Source organism: Porphyrobacter sp. HT-58-2 (genome assembly GCF_002952215.1).
GTDB lineage: Bacteria > Pseudomonadota > Alphaproteobacteria > Sphingomonadales > Sphingomonadaceae > Erythrobacter.
In genome coordinates this window covers 120,332-136,963 of record NZ_CP022600.1, presented here as the reverse complement: position 1 = coordinate 136,963, position 16,632 = coordinate 120,332, and the positions used below count along the sequence as shown (strand labels likewise).

Annotated in this window: 15 protein-coding genes and 1 pseudogene; 10 read left to right on the top strand and 6 right to left on the bottom strand. The window is 61.9% G+C overall.

Annotated elements, in window-relative coordinates:
• Positions 1-129 precede the first annotated feature (129 nt).
• The 3 genes and pseudogenes from CHX26_RS00705 to CHX26_RS16010 all read left to right on the top strand — a co-directional run.
• On the top strand, positions 130-570 hold the full coding sequence (locus CHX26_RS00705; RefSeq protein WP_104940715.1) for a DNA-directed RNA polymerase subunit beta': 441 nt from the start codon (positions 130-132) through the stop codon (positions 568-570).
• Positions 571-610: 40 nt separating this feature from the next.
• The gene (gltX, locus tag CHX26_RS00700) at positions 611-1,969 is read left to right on the top strand and encodes a glutamate--tRNA ligase (protein WP_104940714.1); all 1,359 of its coding nucleotides are present in this window, start codon (positions 611-613) and stop codon (positions 1,967-1,969) included.
• A gap of 287 nt (positions 1,970-2,256) precedes the next feature.
• A pseudogene (locus tag CHX26_RS16010) lies at positions 2,257-2,472 on the top strand (tyrosine-type recombinase/integrase); the annotation flags it as partial.
• Here the strand turns inward: CHX26_RS16010 and CHX26_RS15800 are convergent.
• Positions 2,409-3,740: a hypothetical protein gene (locus CHX26_RS15800; RefSeq protein ID WP_172449630.1), complete on the bottom strand. Its 1,332-nt coding sequence runs from the start codon at positions 3,738-3,740 to the stop codon at positions 2,409-2,411. The pseudogene CHX26_RS16010 and the gene CHX26_RS15800 overlap by 64 nt on opposite strands.
• A 428-nt stretch (positions 3,741-4,168) precedes the next feature.
• On the opposite strand from CHX26_RS15800, the gene CHX26_RS00685 reads away from it, so the two are divergent.
• From CHX26_RS00685 to hsdR, 7 genes are all read left to right on the top strand, one after another.
• Positions 4,169-4,366, top strand: a complete 198-nt coding sequence (locus CHX26_RS00685) for a hypothetical protein (protein WP_146107611.1) — start codon at positions 4,169-4,171, stop codon at positions 4,364-4,366.
• Entirely contained in the window at positions 4,363-4,962 is a 600-nt protein-coding gene (locus CHX26_RS00680; RefSeq protein WP_146107610.1) for an ABC-three component system protein, read from the top strand. The genes CHX26_RS00685 and CHX26_RS00680 overlap by 4 nt, the downstream gene beginning before the upstream one ends.
• Positions 4,963-4,964: 2 nt before the next feature.
• A complete protein-coding gene (locus tag CHX26_RS00675; RefSeq protein ID WP_104940710.1) occupies positions 4,965-5,468 on the top strand; it encodes an ABC-three component system middle component 5 in 504 nt (167 codons plus the stop codon).
• Positions 5,455-7,389 carry an ATP-binding protein gene (locus CHX26_RS00670; protein WP_146107609.1) on the top strand — a complete coding sequence of 645 codons (1,935 nt, stop codon included), beginning with the start codon at positions 5,455-5,457 and terminating at the stop codon, positions 7,387-7,389. Before CHX26_RS00675 ends, CHX26_RS00670 begins: the two co-directional genes overlap by 14 nt.
• Positions 7,390-7,752: 363 nt before the next feature.
• Positions 7,753-9,204 carry a type I restriction-modification system subunit M gene (locus tag CHX26_RS00665; protein WP_104940708.1) on the top strand — a complete coding sequence of 484 codons (1,452 nt, stop codon included), beginning with the start codon at positions 7,753-7,755 and terminating at the stop codon, positions 9,202-9,204.
• Entirely contained in the window at positions 9,201-10,271 is a 1,071-nt protein-coding gene (locus CHX26_RS00660) for a restriction endonuclease subunit S (protein ID WP_104940707.1), read from the top strand. The genes CHX26_RS00665 and CHX26_RS00660 overlap by 4 nt, the downstream gene beginning before the upstream one ends.
• Positions 10,272-10,275: 4 nt before the next feature.
• Positions 10,276-12,576, top strand: a complete 2,301-nt coding sequence (gene hsdR / locus CHX26_RS00655; RefSeq protein WP_104940706.1) for an EcoAI/FtnUII family type I restriction enzme subunit R — start codon at positions 10,276-10,278, stop codon at positions 12,574-12,576.
• A gap of 13 nt (positions 12,577-12,589) precedes the next feature.
• Here hsdR and CHX26_RS00650 read toward each other — a convergent pair whose 3' ends face one another.
• The 5 genes from CHX26_RS00650 to CHX26_RS00630 form a co-directional block, all read right to left on the bottom strand.
• Positions 12,590-13,189 carry a hypothetical protein gene (locus tag CHX26_RS00650; protein WP_104940705.1) on the bottom strand — a complete coding sequence of 200 codons (600 nt, stop codon included), beginning with the start codon at positions 13,187-13,189 and terminating at the stop codon, positions 12,590-12,592.
• 169 nt (positions 13,190-13,358) lie between these two features.
• Positions 13,359-14,153: a hypothetical protein gene (locus tag CHX26_RS00645; RefSeq protein ID WP_172449629.1), complete on the bottom strand. Its 795-nt coding sequence runs from the start codon at positions 14,151-14,153 to the stop codon at positions 13,359-13,361.
• A 144-nt stretch (positions 14,154-14,297) separates the two neighbouring features.
• The gene (locus tag CHX26_RS00640; protein WP_104940703.1) at positions 14,298-14,921 is read right to left on the bottom strand and encodes a hypothetical protein; all 624 of its coding nucleotides are present in this window, start codon (positions 14,919-14,921) and stop codon (positions 14,298-14,300) included.
• 80 nt (positions 14,922-15,001) lie between these two features.
• Positions 15,002-15,544, bottom strand: coding sequence for a hypothetical protein (locus tag CHX26_RS00635; RefSeq protein ID WP_146107608.1), 543 nt, complete (start codon positions 15,542-15,544; stop codon positions 15,002-15,004).
• A gap of 91 nt (positions 15,545-15,635) precedes the next feature.
• Positions 15,636-16,580 (bottom strand): exonuclease domain-containing protein, encoded by a 945-nt coding sequence (locus CHX26_RS00630; protein WP_104940701.1) that lies wholly within the window; start codon positions 16,578-16,580, stop codon positions 15,636-15,638.
• Positions 16,581-16,632: the final 52 nt, after the last annotated feature.

Sequence of the window (16,632 nt, the reverse complement as noted above, 5' to 3'; positions counted from 1 at the left end):
ATAAAGGCCCCGCCCAAGCGCAAGCTTCGGCGGGGCTTTTCTTTGCCTGTCGCGTTTATTCGCTATTGCAAGTCACTCGCAGAAAGGTAAGATGCCAACATCTGTCCCGCCCCAGCCCTGCGAGGTTCCATGTCCGGCCACCACTCTCCCATATCTGCCGCCCGCGCCACTATCGCCGCGCTCGCAACGCCGCTGCGGCTCGAAACGCTCGGCCCCATCGCGGGCCGTTTTGTCCACGCTCTCCGGCTGATCGCCTTGCATGAGCGCATCGGGCGGGACCCGGTGCCGGAACTGGCGGTGAGGCTCGGAAGCGTCGAAGTCGCCGCCAAGGCCCTGATCCTTGCACAGACCATCTCGGCCAGCTGGCCCGAGAACATCCATGTGGGCCGTTTCTGCTGTCGGCTCCTCAGCCATGACGAGGCGACCATCGGCGCCTTCGTCGATGCTACCGCGCGTGCTGATCGCCCCGCCTTCGAAGCTGCGCTCACCGGCCTAGTCCGCGCCGAGCGAATGCCGCGCCTTTGGGAGGGTGCGCTGGCGCTGGCCGCGGCGGAATTGCGCGCGGTGTGAGTGCTTGCGGGCGGCCGCGGGGCGTTCTACCGCGTGCGTCATGACGACCACCCGCTTTGCCCCTTCGCCCACTGGCCGGCTGCACGTCGGCAATATCCGTACCGCGCTTCATAACTGGATGTTGGCTCGGAAGGCGGGTGGCCGCTTCATTCTGCGGATCGACGATACTGACGCGGTGCGCAGCCAGGAAGAGTATGTCGAGGCGATCCGCGCTGACCTGACTTGGCTTGGCCTTGCCTGGGACCGGGAGGAGCGCCAGTCGGCTCGGCTTGATCGTTATGAGGCTGCCTTCGCGCTGTTGCGTGACGCGGGTCGGATTTACCCTTGCTACGAAAGCGCGCAGGAATTGGAGATCAAGCGCAAGATTGCGCTGGGGCGCGGGCTTCCCCCGATCTACGACCGTGCCGCGTTGAAGCTGAGTGATGCCGACCGCGCAGCGAAAGAGGCAGAGGGTGTCCAGCCTCATTGGCGCTTCCTGCTCGATCATGCCGAGTCGATCATGTGGGAAGACGGCATTCGCGGGGTGCAGAAATTCGACCCTGCCCAGCTCTCCGATCCGGTCATCCGCCGCGCCGATGGCTCATGGCTCTACATGATGCCGAGCGCCGTGGACGATATCGACATGGGCGTGACACAGGTGCTGCGCGGTGAGGATCACGTCTCCAATACTGCCGTGCAAATTCAGATTTTTACCGCACTTTATGCTGCAAATTTCGCCACAGGCCATGATGCAGCAAAAAACGCCCCGGCCTTCGCTCACGAGGCCTTGCTGGTGGGCAGCGAAGGCAAGCTGTCCAAGCGCCTCGGTTCACTGGGCTGTGATGCCTTCCGCGAACAGGGGATCGAGCCCGAAACCATCATCGCGCTGCTGGCGCGGCTCGGCACTTCGCAGCCGGTCGAACCGATTGCCGACCGCGCGGCGCTGACCGCCAGTTTCGATCTTGCTACATTCGGTCGCGCTCCGGCCAAGTTCGACGAGGCCGATCTGGAACGGCTCAATACCGCCATCGTTCACCAACTGCCCTATGCGGCGGTTAGGGACCGTCTGCCGGAGAGCATGGACGAGGCGGGCTGGCATGCGGTGCGGCCCAACCTGACGCATGTCCGCGAGGCCGCCGAATGGTGGCAGCTGGTGACCGGGCCGATTGCCGCGCGCGAATTTGCCGAGGAAGACCGCGCCTATCTCGCGCAGGCTGAGGCGCTGCTGGTATGGGGCGACGATCCGTGGGGCGCGCTCACCGCTGCACTCAAGGAAGCGACGGGGCGCAAGGGCAAAGCACTGTTTCTGCCGTTGCGGCAGGCGCTCACCGGCATGGATCATGGTCCCGATATGGGCGAATTGCTCCCGCTGATCGGCGAGGCCGAGGCGCGCGCGCGCCTTCAGCAGGCCGCGAACTGATTGGTCCGACAGGGCGTTTGGTGCCAAGATCCGCCGCAACCTGTTGTTTTGTGGCGCACAAGGATTCGCATCCGTTTGCTTGGACGATTCTGCGATACACTGTTCAAGCTTTATCCGGCCAACCTCGTAGCCAGCAGCGCGCAATGCATCTGCGACGAAAATCTCGAAATCGCTGTCGGCATCACCTCCCGAGGCATCATCGTATTAGGCGCCGCCATGAACATATGAGAGGTACAATCGAGGTAGATCAGCTGCACGAAACCAAACGCGCATACCCTGAGGTGGGCCTGGGCTACGCCGGTGTCACGACTGCGCACGGCTTCCGCACCACCGCCAGCTCCCTGCTCAATGAAAGCAACCGGTGGAATCCTGACGCGATAGAGCGAGCGCTCGCACACAGCGATTCCAACCAGGTCAGGGCTGCCTACAACCGCACGGCCTATTGGGACGAGCGGGTGCAGATGATGCAGTGGTGGTCCGACGAGCTCGATTCATTGAAGAGGCTCAGCTCCGGGTGCACCGGCAGGGTTCGCCGGGCGTTGCGCGTCTTGAGCCGCTTCGAGCCGCCGGGGCGGATGCGGATCGAAGGCACGCCGTCGACCTCGTCGATGTCGACCAGGTGGAGCTGGGCGATCTCGCCCCGCCGCATCCCGTGGAACAGGGCCATGAGCGGCCCCCAGAAGCGGATCGGCTTCTCCCCAACGCCGCCAGGTGCGGTCCAAGGCTTCGCCGCGAAGATCGTCTTGAGCTGCGCTGGCGTGAACGGATCGCGCTTGTCCTCGGGTGCCACCGGATCGGCCACCGCGAGGCCGCGGAAGGGATTGCCGCTCGTCCATTCTTCCTGGTGCGCCCAATTGAACAGCGCCGAGATGTGGGCGAGATAGGCGCGGTTGACGGTCGCCGGGGCAATCACCGCGAGGCCCAGCTTCTCGCCGCGGTCTGCGGCGTCACGCAAGGAGAGCCCGCGGAGCTGCTTGAGCTTGCCGAGGCCCGCAGGCAGTCGCCGCAGAAGGGACAAGACCTCGCGCGCCTCGGTGCGGCCGATCTCGGCAGCCGGGCGTTCGCCGATGGTTTCCCGCAGGAGCCGGTTGACGGGCTCCTTGGCGCGCAGGGTGGACGGAGCCCACCGTTCGCTCTCGGCTTCCTCGAAAGCCTCGATCAGGTCGTTGACGGTGCGCGCCGGTTTGCCTGCGGCGTCCACCAGGCCCGCGACAGTCGCATCCGCCGGTCGATAGTCCTCCACGCCCCGCAGCCGCGCCGCCACTCCGCGGTGCAGCTCGATCATGGCCCTGAGGTTCATCATGGCGAGATGCGCCAGCGAGCCGCTGTCCTCGGGGATAGGCAGGCCCTTCCGCTCGACCATGTTGCGCGTCAGCGCCGCCACCGGAGCGACATCGCGCCGGGCGAGGTGATCCTCCAGCGTCTCGATGGTTTTGTCGGTGGCTTCGAGGAGCTCGTCGCGTTGGGTGCGATCGAGCGGGCCACGGATTTGGTAGTGGCGCAGCGCTTCGGTGTAGAACTCAGTCGCCAGCCGCCTGATCTCGGCCTCGGAGAGATCGCGGAAGCGATTGTCGGCGAGCCGCCTGCGCGCGTCCTCCACCATCGCCACATGTTCCGCGGAAATGATCGGGAGCTTTGCTTCTGCGAGCTTTCGGTCGCTCTCGCCGGTCGATCGGGTGAACTCGCCCTTGAGGAGCGGGGCAACGTCAGTCGGCCAGCGCTTACGCACCTGCCACAAAGACGAGCCTTTCCGCTTGCTGATCTTGAACATGAGATCGTCGCCCTGTGTAGCACTTTTGTGGTGCAGTCGGCGGGATTTTCTCATGGTTTTTCAGTAAGATCAGAACCTTACATGGTGTTGGTGCCCTTCGGAGGACAAAGATGGGCACTCAGATTATTGGGAAATTTCTCTCGAATTGCCGTAAAGCGGGCAACTTGATAGCCTGAGGGCGGCCGTTACCGACCAGCTGAAGACATTCTACGAAGTTCAATTTGTCATCGGCTTTTGCTGTAACCCGCCGGTCGGGTTTGCAAAGCGGCCGGTCGGCTTTGCGACTTCTTGCAGCTTGCAAGTTGGCATCAGCCTAGGTCCGAAACAAGCCATGATCGGCAGGCCGAACCTCATTCATTGTCGATGAACTGTATTTAGTTGAATTCGAGAGGAAATACGGTAGGCATCCGGCTTAAGGAGGCGTGTTCATGGAATGGGTGATCGGCATCGGAAGTTTTATCGCGGGGGTTTTTTCCGGCGTCACGCTCAAGGTCGCTATCGATATCCGGACTAAGAAGCACGTCAGCACGCCCACCGCGGTCGCCAAGGACAGTTCGGTTGCGCAGTCTAGCAATGTCGCTGGCGGTCACATCGCTGGGGGCAATGTTACCACCGGGCGTGAATGACCAGCGAGTCTTCTGGTAAGGGGATCGCTCAGTCGGGCAACAGTGCCGGCGGGCATATTGCTGGTGGCAACGTCTCGACCGTGTCGATGGGCGACGTAACCATTCAAGCGCCGGCACGGCCCGAGCCCGCTCTGAACCGGCTCTACAGAAAACTTCGCGACGAAGCGGCCCAGGATCAGGAGCTGACCGAGTATATCGCGCAGCTGCAGATCTTCACGAGATCCGTCGAGGACGAGACCGTGGTCGGACTGGACGGAAAGCTCACCGCCGCGGATCGCCAGGACCAGCTCGATATGGCCAAGGCCATGAAGGAGATGGTCTATGCCGAGCTGCGCAAGAACATGTTCTCTAGAACCTTCCAGACCATCTACGCGACGCTGATGGGCAAGATCTACGAGGAATTCCAAACCTGGGTTCAGCCTGCGATCGCGAAGGGCGCCAGCCGCGAACAGATCGACCAACTGGTGAATCTACATGTCGTGAAGCCGGTGGTGAGCGAGCTTGAGACCTGCAGCGAGTATGATGGCTCGGCAACGTCGACGGTGCGAGGGATGATCTATTTCCTGACCGGCAACTGCCATCTGGTCTGGCACTGACGATGCTGGTCTATCATCCCGCCTTCGATCTCAGCCACGGTATGTTTCGGATGCTGCGTCTGTTGGAGGCCAATCCCGAGCGGCAGATGAAGTGGGACACGTTCCGCATCCTCGACCTCTATTACCTGTTCCCGCATCTGCTAGAAGCCGCCCGCCTCCCCCGCAATATGACGAAGCGCAAGCGGGACTTTGGCAAGCTCGGGTCTAAGTATACTCGCGTCCCAACCCCGCGCATGTTCATTCAGCAGCTGCGGGGCATTCACGAGTCGGTCGCGCGATCGCTTGCCGCAAAGGGCTTCATCGAGCCCGCTGAGTTCGATGAGGGCGTCCTTGTCCGCACCGAACGAGCAATCCCGCCGGAGGTGCTGCGCATGTTCGCAGACGACATTGACGATGCGCCCCTTGTGCACATGCTGGCGGTCGAAATGGCTGCCATTCCGCTATCCGGCGGCGACGGGTTGAAGGACCGCACAGGGTTGCTGGAGTTTCGATATGATGCGGTTTAACCCCAGCTTGCGGCTGTCAAGACTGGTCGTCCTCAAGAGCGGCCTGCGTGCCTATGACGAGGAATTCCATGCTGGCGTGAACATCATTCGCGGCGTGCCCGGAAGGGGCAACAGTGTCGGCAAATCGACGATCGCTGACATGATCTTCTTCGCGCTCGGCGGTGATCTTACGCGGTGGAAGCCAGAGGCGGCATCTTGCGATCAGGTGCTGGCCGAAGTCGTCGTGAACGGTTCTGTCGTAACGCTGAGGCGGGAAATCGCGGAAGCGCCCCAGCAGCCCATGTGGATCTATTTCGGCGACTTCGACACTGCGAGCGGAGCCGGCACGGACGGCTGGCAACGATACAGCTACCGTCGCATGAGCGATCGTGAGAGCTTCACCCAAGTTCTATTTCGCTTGATGGACATGCCGGAAGTGCCCGCCGAGGCCGAAGGCAACATTACCATGCATCAGCTGCTGCGGCTGATGTATGTCGACCAGATGACGCCGGTCGATCGTATCTTCAGAGCGGAGCGCAATGACTCGGCCCTGCGGCGCCAAGCTGTCGGCGACTTGCTTTGCGGCGTGTTCGATGCCCGGCTTTATCCGGCGCAGTTGGAGCTGCGTGAGAAGGAGAAGGCCTACGAGGCGGCGGCCCAGCAATATGGCGCGCTGAGCCGTGTTCTTGCGGCTGCCGGCGAAGCGTTCAATCTTGACTTCGTGGAGGCTCGCCGCCGGAGTCTAGAAGCGGACATCGCGACCATCCAGACTGAGATCCAGGCACTCAAGAGCCACCGGTTCGACGAACGGCAGCTGGCACCCGGGCAGTCCAGCATCGTCGCCACAATCAAGACGGATCTGGATCGCGTCAACGGTGACATCGCCGAACTTCAGGTACTGGTCGGCCAGCTGACATACAACATCGCCGATGCCGATATGCTCATCGACGAGATTCAGCGGACGCTCGCCCGGCTGCGCGAAGGCGAGGTCGCGAGTTCGGCCTTGGGTCCGCTCAACTTCCTGTTCTGTCCAAGCTGCTTCTCGCCTTTGAAGGACACCGATCACGAACACCAGTGCAAGCTTTGCCGATCGGACGTCGAGCCGGACGGCGACCGGTCACGGTTTGCGCGCATGCGAAACGAGCTCGAGATCCAGTTGAAGGAATCGAATCATCTGCAGGCGAAGCGGCGGGAGGATCTTACTGCGGCGACGCTCAGGGCAGCTAAGCTCACTGGAATTCGGGATACGCTGGCGACCGAATATCTAAACCTCACGCGCAACTATTTGACCGAGACCGATGCTCAGATCGATCGCCTCAACAGCCGGCTCGGCTATTCTGAACGCGAACTGATCGAGCTCCAGCGCGAGCGTCAGCTCGCCGAGCAACTGGCTGAACTTTCTCGCATGAAGGCGGAGCTGAACGAGGATATCACGCGGCTTAAAGAGGATATTGTCCTGTGGCGCGGTCAGCGCGACCGCCAGCAGGAGAACGTCTACCGCATGATCCAAGAACGGACGGCGATGATCCTCGCCAAGGACGTGCATACCGAGGCGGAGTTCACCGAAGAAAGCGATGTCTACTTCGACTTCTCCGAGGATCGGGTCACCGTGAATGGCAAGTCCGGGTTCTCAGCAAGCTCGCTGACTGTCATCCGCAACGCGTTCCACCTGGCGCTGCATTGGGTGTCCTGCACCAGCCCGATACTGCGCTATCCGCGCTTTCTCCTGCTCGATAACATCGAGGACAAGGGAATGACCGAGCAGCGTAGCCAGAACTTCCAGCGGATGATCGCAGCGATAAGCGAGAAACTAGAGGCCGAACACCAGATCATCTACACCACCTCAATGGTGGATCCGGACTTGGACGAATCCGATATGACGGTGGGCGAGCGTTATGATTTCAGCAACAAGGCACTCAAGATTGGTTTAGGGCCTAGTTAATCTTTTGCAGTTGTCACCATCGCGAGCCGGTGCTTTCCGAGCATTGCCGATAGCTCCCCGCTTTTCTCTTGCCGGCTCGACTAGCGAGTCACGTCAAATGTCTGCTTCGTCCGGTGCGGCTGACCGAGGCTGCCCGCCTACATAGGCCCGATGGAAGCGACTGCGCGAGCGTAATCCAGCAAACGCTGAATGTCGCCTCATGGCAAGACCTGACGTTCAGTTCGGAACTTGGGCACGGCAGGACTGTCCCATATACGGGCTTTTAAGCCGATAGGCTGGGCAACTACGGTGGCTTTCAGGATACCGCGAAATTCCTCGTCAACCCCATTGGCGCGCGCCGCAAACCGCGATACGCCATTACCCATGTTCGAAAACGCTTTCAACAACATCGACCGGGCCATGCGCAACGACGAGGGCCTCGCGTCTGAGCTCGATTATGCCGAGCAGACCAGCTGGCTCCTCTTCCTGAAATACCTCGATGACTTCGAGGCCGCCCAAGAGGACGAGGCCGAACTCGAGGGCCGCGAATACCAGCCGATCCTCGACCCCGAATACCGTTGGGACGTGTGGGCCGCGCCCAAGCGGGATGATGGCGAGATCGATCATCAGATTGCCATGACCGGGCAGGACCTGATCGACTTCGTCAACGGCGACCTGTTCCCCTACCTCAAGACCTTCAGCGCCGACGCGGACGATCCGGACACGATCGAATACAAGATCGGCGAGATCTTCAACGAGATCATCAACCGCTTCCGCTCGGGCTATTCCCTGCGCGAGGTGATCGATATCGTCGACACGCTCGATTTCGGCAGCAGCAAGGCCAAGCACGAGTTGTCCGACCTCTATGAAACCCGCATCAAGCGCATGGGCAATGCCGGGCGCAATGGCGGCGAATACTACACTCCGCGCCCGCTCATCCGGGCCATGATCAAGGTGGTCGATCCCAAGATCGGGGAGACCATCTATGACGGCGCGGCTGGCTCGGCTGGCTTCCTGTGCGAGGCGTTCGAATACCTGCGCCGGCCGGACCTGTCCGCTGCCGAGTGGGACATCCTCCAGCGCAAGACCTTCTACGGGCAGGAGAAGAAGTCGCTCGCCTATGTGCTGGGAGTCATGAACATGATCCTGCACGGGATCGAGGCGCCGCAGATCCGCCACACCAACACGCTCACCGAGAACGTGATGGACATCCAGCAGGCCGACCGTCACGATATCGTGCTGGCCAATCCCCCGTTCGGCGGGGGCGAGCGCAAGGAGGTGCAGCAGAACTTCCCGATCAAATCGGGGGAGACCGCCTACCTCTTCATGCAGCACTTCATCCGCAAGCTGAAGGCGGGCGGGCGCGGGGCGGTGGTGATCAAGAACACCTTCCTCAGCAACACCGACAACGCCAGCGTCGAACTGCGCAAGGAACTGCTGACGAGCTGCAACCTCCACACCGTGCTCGATTGCCCCGGCGGCACGTTCCAGGGCGCGGGCGTGAAGACGGTGGTGCTGTTCTTCGAGAAGGGCGCGCCGACCCGGCAGGTGTGGTATTACCAGCTCGATCCGGGCCGCTCCCTTGGCAAGACGAATGCGCTCAATGACGATGACCTCACCGAGTTCGTCGCGCTACAGCCGAACAAGGCGGACAGCGCCAAGAGCTGGACGGTGAACGTAGATGATCTCGACAAGTCGACGTGGGACCTGTCGGTCCGCAATCCCACCGCGCCGGACGAAGCACCGCTGCGCGCACCCGAGCAGATCATCACCGACATGCTCGCCCGCGACGAGGAGACCCGGCAGATCCTCGAAGAGATCCGGGGGATGCTTTGACCGCCCTAGCGCCGGAGAGGTTAGAGCGTCGGCTTCTCGGCGACGTATGCACGCTTCAGCGTGGGTTTGACCTTCCTGTGAAGGAACGGAAGCCGGGTAGGTTCCCGCTCGTAACTTCGAGCGGCCCGACTGACTTCCACAGCGAAGGTAGGGTGCGTGGACCTGGCGTGGTTACTGGCCGAAGCGGCAGCATCGGTAACGTGTTCTACGTCGAAGATGATTTTTGGCCCCTTAATACCACGCTTTATGTCAAAGACCTTCATGGGAATGATGCGCGTTATATCTATTATCTGCTGAAGTTCTTCGATCTGAGCCGGTTCGCGTCGGGTGCGGGTGTGCCTACGCTCAACCGAAATCATGTTCACGATGAACCCGTCTGGATCGCTCCTGATGTCGACGAGCAGAAGCGGATTGTTGCGGTGCTGGATCAGGCCTTCGCCGCCCTCGACCGCGCCCGCGCCCTCGCCGAAGCCAATCTGACGGACGCGGAGGAGTTGTTTGAGCGTCAACTCGCAGAGGCATTTGCCGATGCTGGTGATCGGGTAGGGTCGGTCCCGTTCGCGCAGCTATGCACGGCGCTGACACCCAAGACGAAGATACAGAGGAAGGATTATCTTGAGGCGGGCGATTTTCCGATCGTGTCGCAGGAGGCGGATCTTATCTCAGGTTATTGGAATGATCGATCCGCATTGATGGGGCTTGCCAATCCGGTTGTGGTCTTTGGCGATCATACCCGATGCCTGAAATACATCGACTTCGATTTCGTTGTCGGTGCTGACGGAACGAAGGTCCTGCTGCCCAAGCCCGGGATAGACCCGCTTTATCTCTATTATGGGCTACGGAGCATCCCACTTGCCGAAAAGGGTTACGCTCGACACTTCAAGTTCCTGAAAGAGGCGTGTTTGCCGAAGCTAGAAATTGCTGAGCAAGAGCGAATGTCTTTCGGCCTCCGCTCTCTAGAGGGAGAGGTTTCCAAGTTGACCGAAGCCTATGAGGATAAGCTGAGGGATTTGTCCGACCTCCGCCAATCCCTCCTCCAGAAGGCCTTCGCCGGGGAGCTGACCTGAACCGATGCACGAAACCGAAGCCGATACCCGCGCCAACCGCATCGATCCCGTGCTGCGGGCAGCCGGCTGGGGTGTTGTCGAGGGCGCGCATATCCGGCGGGAGGCCATCTGCCCCGGGCGCATCATGCCCGGCGGTCAGCGCGGGGCTCCGCTTTCGGCCGACTATGTCTTCGAATACCGCGGCCAGAAGCTCGCCACCATGGAGGCCAAGCGCCACGGTAAAGGCGCGGGTGCTGGCGTCGGTCAGGCCAAAGACTATTCGACCCGGCTGAAAGCCCGCTTCGCCTATGCCTCGGATGGGGCCGAGTGGTATGAGGTCGACATGCACACGGGCAAGGAGGGCAACATCGCCCCCCCTTTCCCGACGCCGGACGAACTGTGGCAGCGCTGTTTCCCTACCGGCAATGCCTGGCGCGAACGGTTCGGTGCGATCCCGTTCGAGACCGGCGGCGGCAAGTGGCAGCCGCGCTATTACCAGCACAACGCAATCACCGCCGTGCTCGAGGCGATTGCCAAGGATCAGCAGCGCATCCTGCTGACACTCGCCACCGGCACCGGCAAGACCTCGATCGCGTTCCAGATCGCGTGGAAGCTATTCCAGTCGCGCTGGAACCTGACCCGCGAACCCGTCCGCCGCCCGCGCATCCTGTTCCTCGCCGATCGCAACATCCTCGCCGATCAGGCTTACAACGCCTTCAGCGCCTTCCCGCCCGATGCCCTGTGCCGCATCAGCCCCGAGGAAATCCGCAAGCAGGGCAAGGTGCCGACCAATGCGAGCGTGTTCTTCACGATCTTTCAGACCTTCATGACCGGCGAGGATGAATTCCGGTTCGAAGGCTATGAGCCGGACTTCTTCGATTTCATCGTGATCGACGAATGCCACCGCGGCGGCGCGAAGGACGAAAGCACGTGGCGGGGGATCCTCGAGTATTTCAAGCCCGCCGTGCAGCTGGGCCTTACCGCCACGCCCAAGCGGGACGTGAACGCGGATACCTACCGCTATTTCGGCGAGCCGGTTTACACCTATGCCCTGAAGGAAGGGATCGGTGACGGGTTCCTGACCCCGTTCAAGGTGCGCCAGATGGCGAGCACCATGGACACCTACACCTTCAGCGACGAGGATGAGGTGGTGAGCGGGGAGATCGATCCCGACAAGGAATACACCGAGGCCGATTTCAACACCAAGCTGGTGATCGATGAGCGCGAGATGAGCCGCGTGTGCGAGTTCATGGACCAGATCGACCAGCGCCAGAAGACACTGGTGTTCTGCGCGACGCAGGATCACGCCGCCCGGGTGCGCAACTTCATCAATCAGGTGAAGGCCAACCCCGACCCGCACTACTGCGAGCGGGTGACCGCGGACGACGGCAAGCTGGGCGAGCAGCACCTTCGCGAGTTCCAGGACAACGAGAAGACGTTGCCGACGATCCTCACCACGTCGCAGAAGCTGTCGACCGGGGTTGACGCGCGGAACGTGCGTAACATCGTGCTGCTGCGCCCGGTGAAGTCGATGATCGAGTTCAAGCAGATCATCGGCCGTGGCACGCGGACGTTCGACGGGAAGGACTTCTTCACGATCTACGATTTCGTGAAGGCCTATGAGCACTTCAAGGACCCGGCGTGGGACGGGGAGCCGGAGGAGCCGGTAGAGGGTTCCACCGGCCCAAAGCCGCCGAAGCCGCCAGAACCTCCAATCATCGAGGACGATCCCAGCGAGCCGCTGCCGCCTGTCGAGCGCGTGGTGGTGAAGCTCGCCGACGGGAAAGAGCGCAAGATCCGCTATGTCGGCGAAACGACCTACTGGTTCAACGGCCGGCAGATCACCGCGAAGGAGTTCATGGAGCAGCTGTTCGGCGACCTCGGCACGATGGTCGCCAGCGCCGACGAACTGCGCGCCATCTGGACCGATCCCGACCGCCGCACGGCTTTCATCCAGCGCCTCGAAGAAATGGGCTACGACCGCGACCGCATGGATGACATGCGCCGTCTGATCGATGCGCCCAAGAGCGACATCTTCGACGTGCTGGCCTATGTGCGCTTCACGCTCGACCCCCTTTCACGCGCTGAACGGGTCGAGGGTGCGAAGGCGACGGGTATGGACGGCTACGAAGCCGAGATGCGCGAGTTCCTGAACTACATCCTGCAGGCCTACGAGTTGAAGGGGATCGACGAACTGGCCCCGCACCGCATCAGCGACTTCCTGCAGATCCGGTATGGCGGAACCAATGACGCAAAGCGGGTGCTGGGCTCTATCCCGGAAATCCGCGGGGCATTCATCGATATCCAGAAGCACCTGTTTTCGTGAAGGCGTCGGAGCGCTAGTCCCTGTCGATCTGCTCCGCTACGGTCGGCCAGACACGCTGGATTTCACGCTTGAGCGCCTTGCGCATGGAAGCAAGGTCCCGCTTGCTGACCCCGAGCGAGGCAGCGAGGTCATCGCCCCGCATACCCATGCCGATGGCATCGATCAGAGCTTTGCGGGTATCGTCATCGCGGGCTAGTCGTTCAATTGCATCCGCACAGATCTGGCGAACACGTTCGCGCTCAATGATCTCGTCCGGCGCTGCGACGGCATAGCCTCCGGCGGGCAGCAGGTCGACGATCTCCTCGATCGGCAGCTCCACGACATGCTGACGGCTGCGATGACGGCCGACATTGATGCTGCTTGCGATCGAGCGGGCGATCTCGGCGAGAACCTTGTCGAAGGGGACATCGGCAGGAATCGCCCTCGTCGTCAGGGCGCGTTGTATCGCCTCGTTGAGGAGTTCACGAGGATCTTCGCGGGAACGGGCCGCGTGACCGTCGATTGCTTTCTTCAAGGGACCGGCAGCGCTGGGCCGTATCCGCGCCAGCTCCGCGCGGACCTCGTCTATGGTCAGGACACGAGCCGGTTTTCCGGGCTGATCAGGCGCAGACATGCATTACGCCCTCACATGACCATGCGCCGAAGCAGAAAAATTCGGACAGGCTGTCCGAGTTTTCCCGTTCCGGCGCATGAGTGTGTAGAGACCACTGCGTCTTGTGGGCATCGACCATATCGTGGAGCCTAAGGCGTGATTTTTTAAGGCCGGGTTATCAGGCGCTTAGCTACACCGCCTCCTGCCACTCGTCGCCCATGCGCCTGAACATTTCTGCCCTAAGATTAGCCAGCGGCGCTTCATGGGCTTCGGCGATGGCTTTGTTCCGCAGGCACCAGTCGGCGATGTTGTGGAGGGCGGCCACCTGATCGAGGGCGATCAGGCCGTTCGCCCGCCAATAAACCAGCGCGATCATGGCGGTGAGGATGCAGTCGGTGCCGACCCGGTGGCGCATCGCCAGCCACTCCTTGCCACTCTGCGGTTCGGCGATATCGGCCTTGCCTGCGAACAACTCGGCTGGAAGTCCCAGCCTCAGTCCGACCTCGGTCATGTGCGACCAGTCGCGACCATTGCCCTTCATCTGCAGGGCAAGGTCGATGTGAGGGCGCCATGAACCGCGGCGGGCAGCATGCAACATGTTCGCCCGGAGTTGTGGCGGCAGCACGAGGCGGTGCTCGATCGCGGCAAGAGTAAGGAGCGGCAAATCGGCCGCGAGCCCGCTCCAGGTGACGGCGTGGGTGTCCGGGCGCTGGCGGAGATGTTCGAACAGCCTGCTTACCACCTCCACCTCGTCACCATATTGATGCTCATCCCACGCGCGCAGTCCTCCGATCGCAATCGCGCCGCCGTCCAGGACTTCAACGTCGAAAGCTGCGGCGGCGATAACGCGCCGGCAGGCGAGACGGTGGCGGATATTGCCATGGCGATCGGTATTCCTGTCGCCTTTCGGATCGATCGCGAGATAGGCCTCGTGGAGCTGTGGATCCCAGAGGGATTCGATGTCGATGAACGTGAACTTGGGCATTTCCTTTTTTCCTTTCATGGGTTGATCCCAACCCACTCCCTTCCCCCTTCCTTTCGTTGCTCTTCCCGCTGTGCCGCTGTTGCCCGGGCCGTTGCGCCTATGGTGTGCGGCGATCTCGTTCCCTGACGCCATTACGCATTGGCGTCAGAACGGGAGCGGCTTCGCCCGCTCGATCACCTGCCAGGCATGGAATGCAGCAATCAGCGCGCGTGCTTCTGCCGGGCGACAGAACGCAGTGGTGTAGAGGCCCCACAAGGCCATGGCCTCCAGCGGTGCACGGCGCCGACGTTTGATCGGCGTCGAAGATCGCAACGCCATCTCGAGGCCGAGATTGTGGCCCGCTGCGATCAGCCTGCTGTCCGGAACGGTGAACGGCATTGGCCGGAGACCCGGCACCCGGCGCATGATCAGCTGGGTGTCATTCGGTGGGCGGACATCACCTCCTGCGGCAGTTGGGCGTAGCGCTTCGAATGCACGTGGCGGATGGCGAACCAGCAGAGTTGATCCCGCCGGGATGAGTTCGGCCAAGCCATCGATGATGGCGGCTCTGGAATCCTCCCGGTCCCACACCCGATGGACAATGTCGAACCGGGCTTCGCATTCGCCGACCTTGTTCACCGTGAACAGGGCGTAGGACGAGATCGCAGAACGCGGGGTGTATTCAGGGCGGTTGCGGATGATGATGAGCGAGCACAGCGTCAGAGGGTGGCGTGATCCTGACCCCGGGAGGGCGCCGTCATCATCATCGCCGGTATCGTCATCATGCATGCAGTTTCCTTTCAGATGCGGAAAAGGGCAGCACTCTTGAGGAGCGCCGCCCTTTCGCGGTGCTTGGGGATGACGGCCCGTCAGCGGGGCCGAGCTTCCTGAACCGGGACGACAGCGATCCAGCTGCCGAACCGGAACTCGCCGGCCTCGGTGGTCACCGCCAACATGCGGCGGGTGAGATCGGCCCAGGCCCGGTCAATGCCCTTCTTGAGCTTTCCCGCGGAAGGCACGGCACGCTCCACCAGACGGCCAGCGGCATCCAGCTCGAACGCCTGCATTCGGTCGGCGCTTACCAGAAGCATCGGCTTGCCAGCCTGGGTAAGGCACGGCTCGACCAGGCAAACATGAAGCTGCCCGTGGAAAGGGCGCATCAGCAACAGGCCGCGCAGCTGTGTCGACGCATCATCGGCGAACGTGGCCGCCAGCCACGGCCGCCGCTTGTCGATGGCCACGCCGGACAGGACCTGAATGCACTCAGCATATGTGCCGTTGACGGCGAATACCCCGAGGTCGCAGTCGCCCAATGCAACATCGACCGGTGCGGTCGGATGCAGCATGGCCCGGGCAATGGCGTGCGTGATCGGCCGGCGGGGGCAGGCCCCGCCGAGGTTAAGATTTCTCATTGTTTCATAGTTCCTTGTTAGTGTGACGCTCCCCCGCGCATGGGGGAACAAAGCCTTTTCCTTTCCCGGATCCAGCTCACTCACACCGCCCTCAGGCGGTAATCTTCGCTTTGCGTTCGACCGGCTTCCACGACCGATCATGGCGATACCTTTCGGTCGCCGGCAGCGGGATGACCGAGGGCTCATGGCCAATGACGCTCAGGTGCCAGTCCCATTCCGACTGATACTGATCAGCGCGGATATGCTTGTGCCAGACGCCGCTTCGGCCTTCCGCTCGCCAGCGATAGCGCCGGTCCCGCAGCAGATCCCGCTGGTGGTAGCTCGCCCACGTCGCCTCGAACCGCCACGCCGGCGCATCGATCGCGGCCAGCACCTTGGCCATGATGCTCTGACCATCGGCGCAGACATGATCCAGCAGTTCGATCAGCGAAAGCACATCGTCCTTCGCCCTGTGAGCTCCGGCGGCAAAACGGCCAGCCTGCATGAGGCAATAGTTCTGGGGGCCGGTTTCGAAGCCAAGCTTGCGCCACGGGACATCGGCCATGACGCAGCCCCAGCGCATGGCGGGCAGATCTGGCAGCAAGGCCTCGACAAAGGGCCGATCGAAACCCGCATTGAAGGCCAGCACGGCCTCGCACGATGCGAGAAAGGCGCCGAGCTCGTCGCGGTCGATTTCCCGGTTCGCAACCATGGCATCAGTCAAACCGGTCAGTTCCACGATCTCCGGCGGCAGGGGGTGACCGGGATCATTCAGTCCTGACCCCAGACTAGGAATGGCCGCGATCCGCCCCGCGTCATCGACGAGGACGGCGGCGGCCGCGACCTCGATGACGGAATGCCGGATCCAGTCCAGACCCGTCGTTTCAGTGTCGATGATGGCGATCCGCCGTAGCGGTCGATCGGCGGCAGGCTGCTTTGGCCATTCGCTCCGGGTTCGGACCGGCAGCAGCACGCGTTGCTGCCCCCCGCTAAGATATGCGGCATTGTGTAGGGTGCCCGCGCTGCCGGACGCGCCCTTGTCGTTGTTGGTATTCATACTTCACCTCGTTGTTACGAGGTCAGCCCGAAGGGCCCTTTTCCCCTCTACC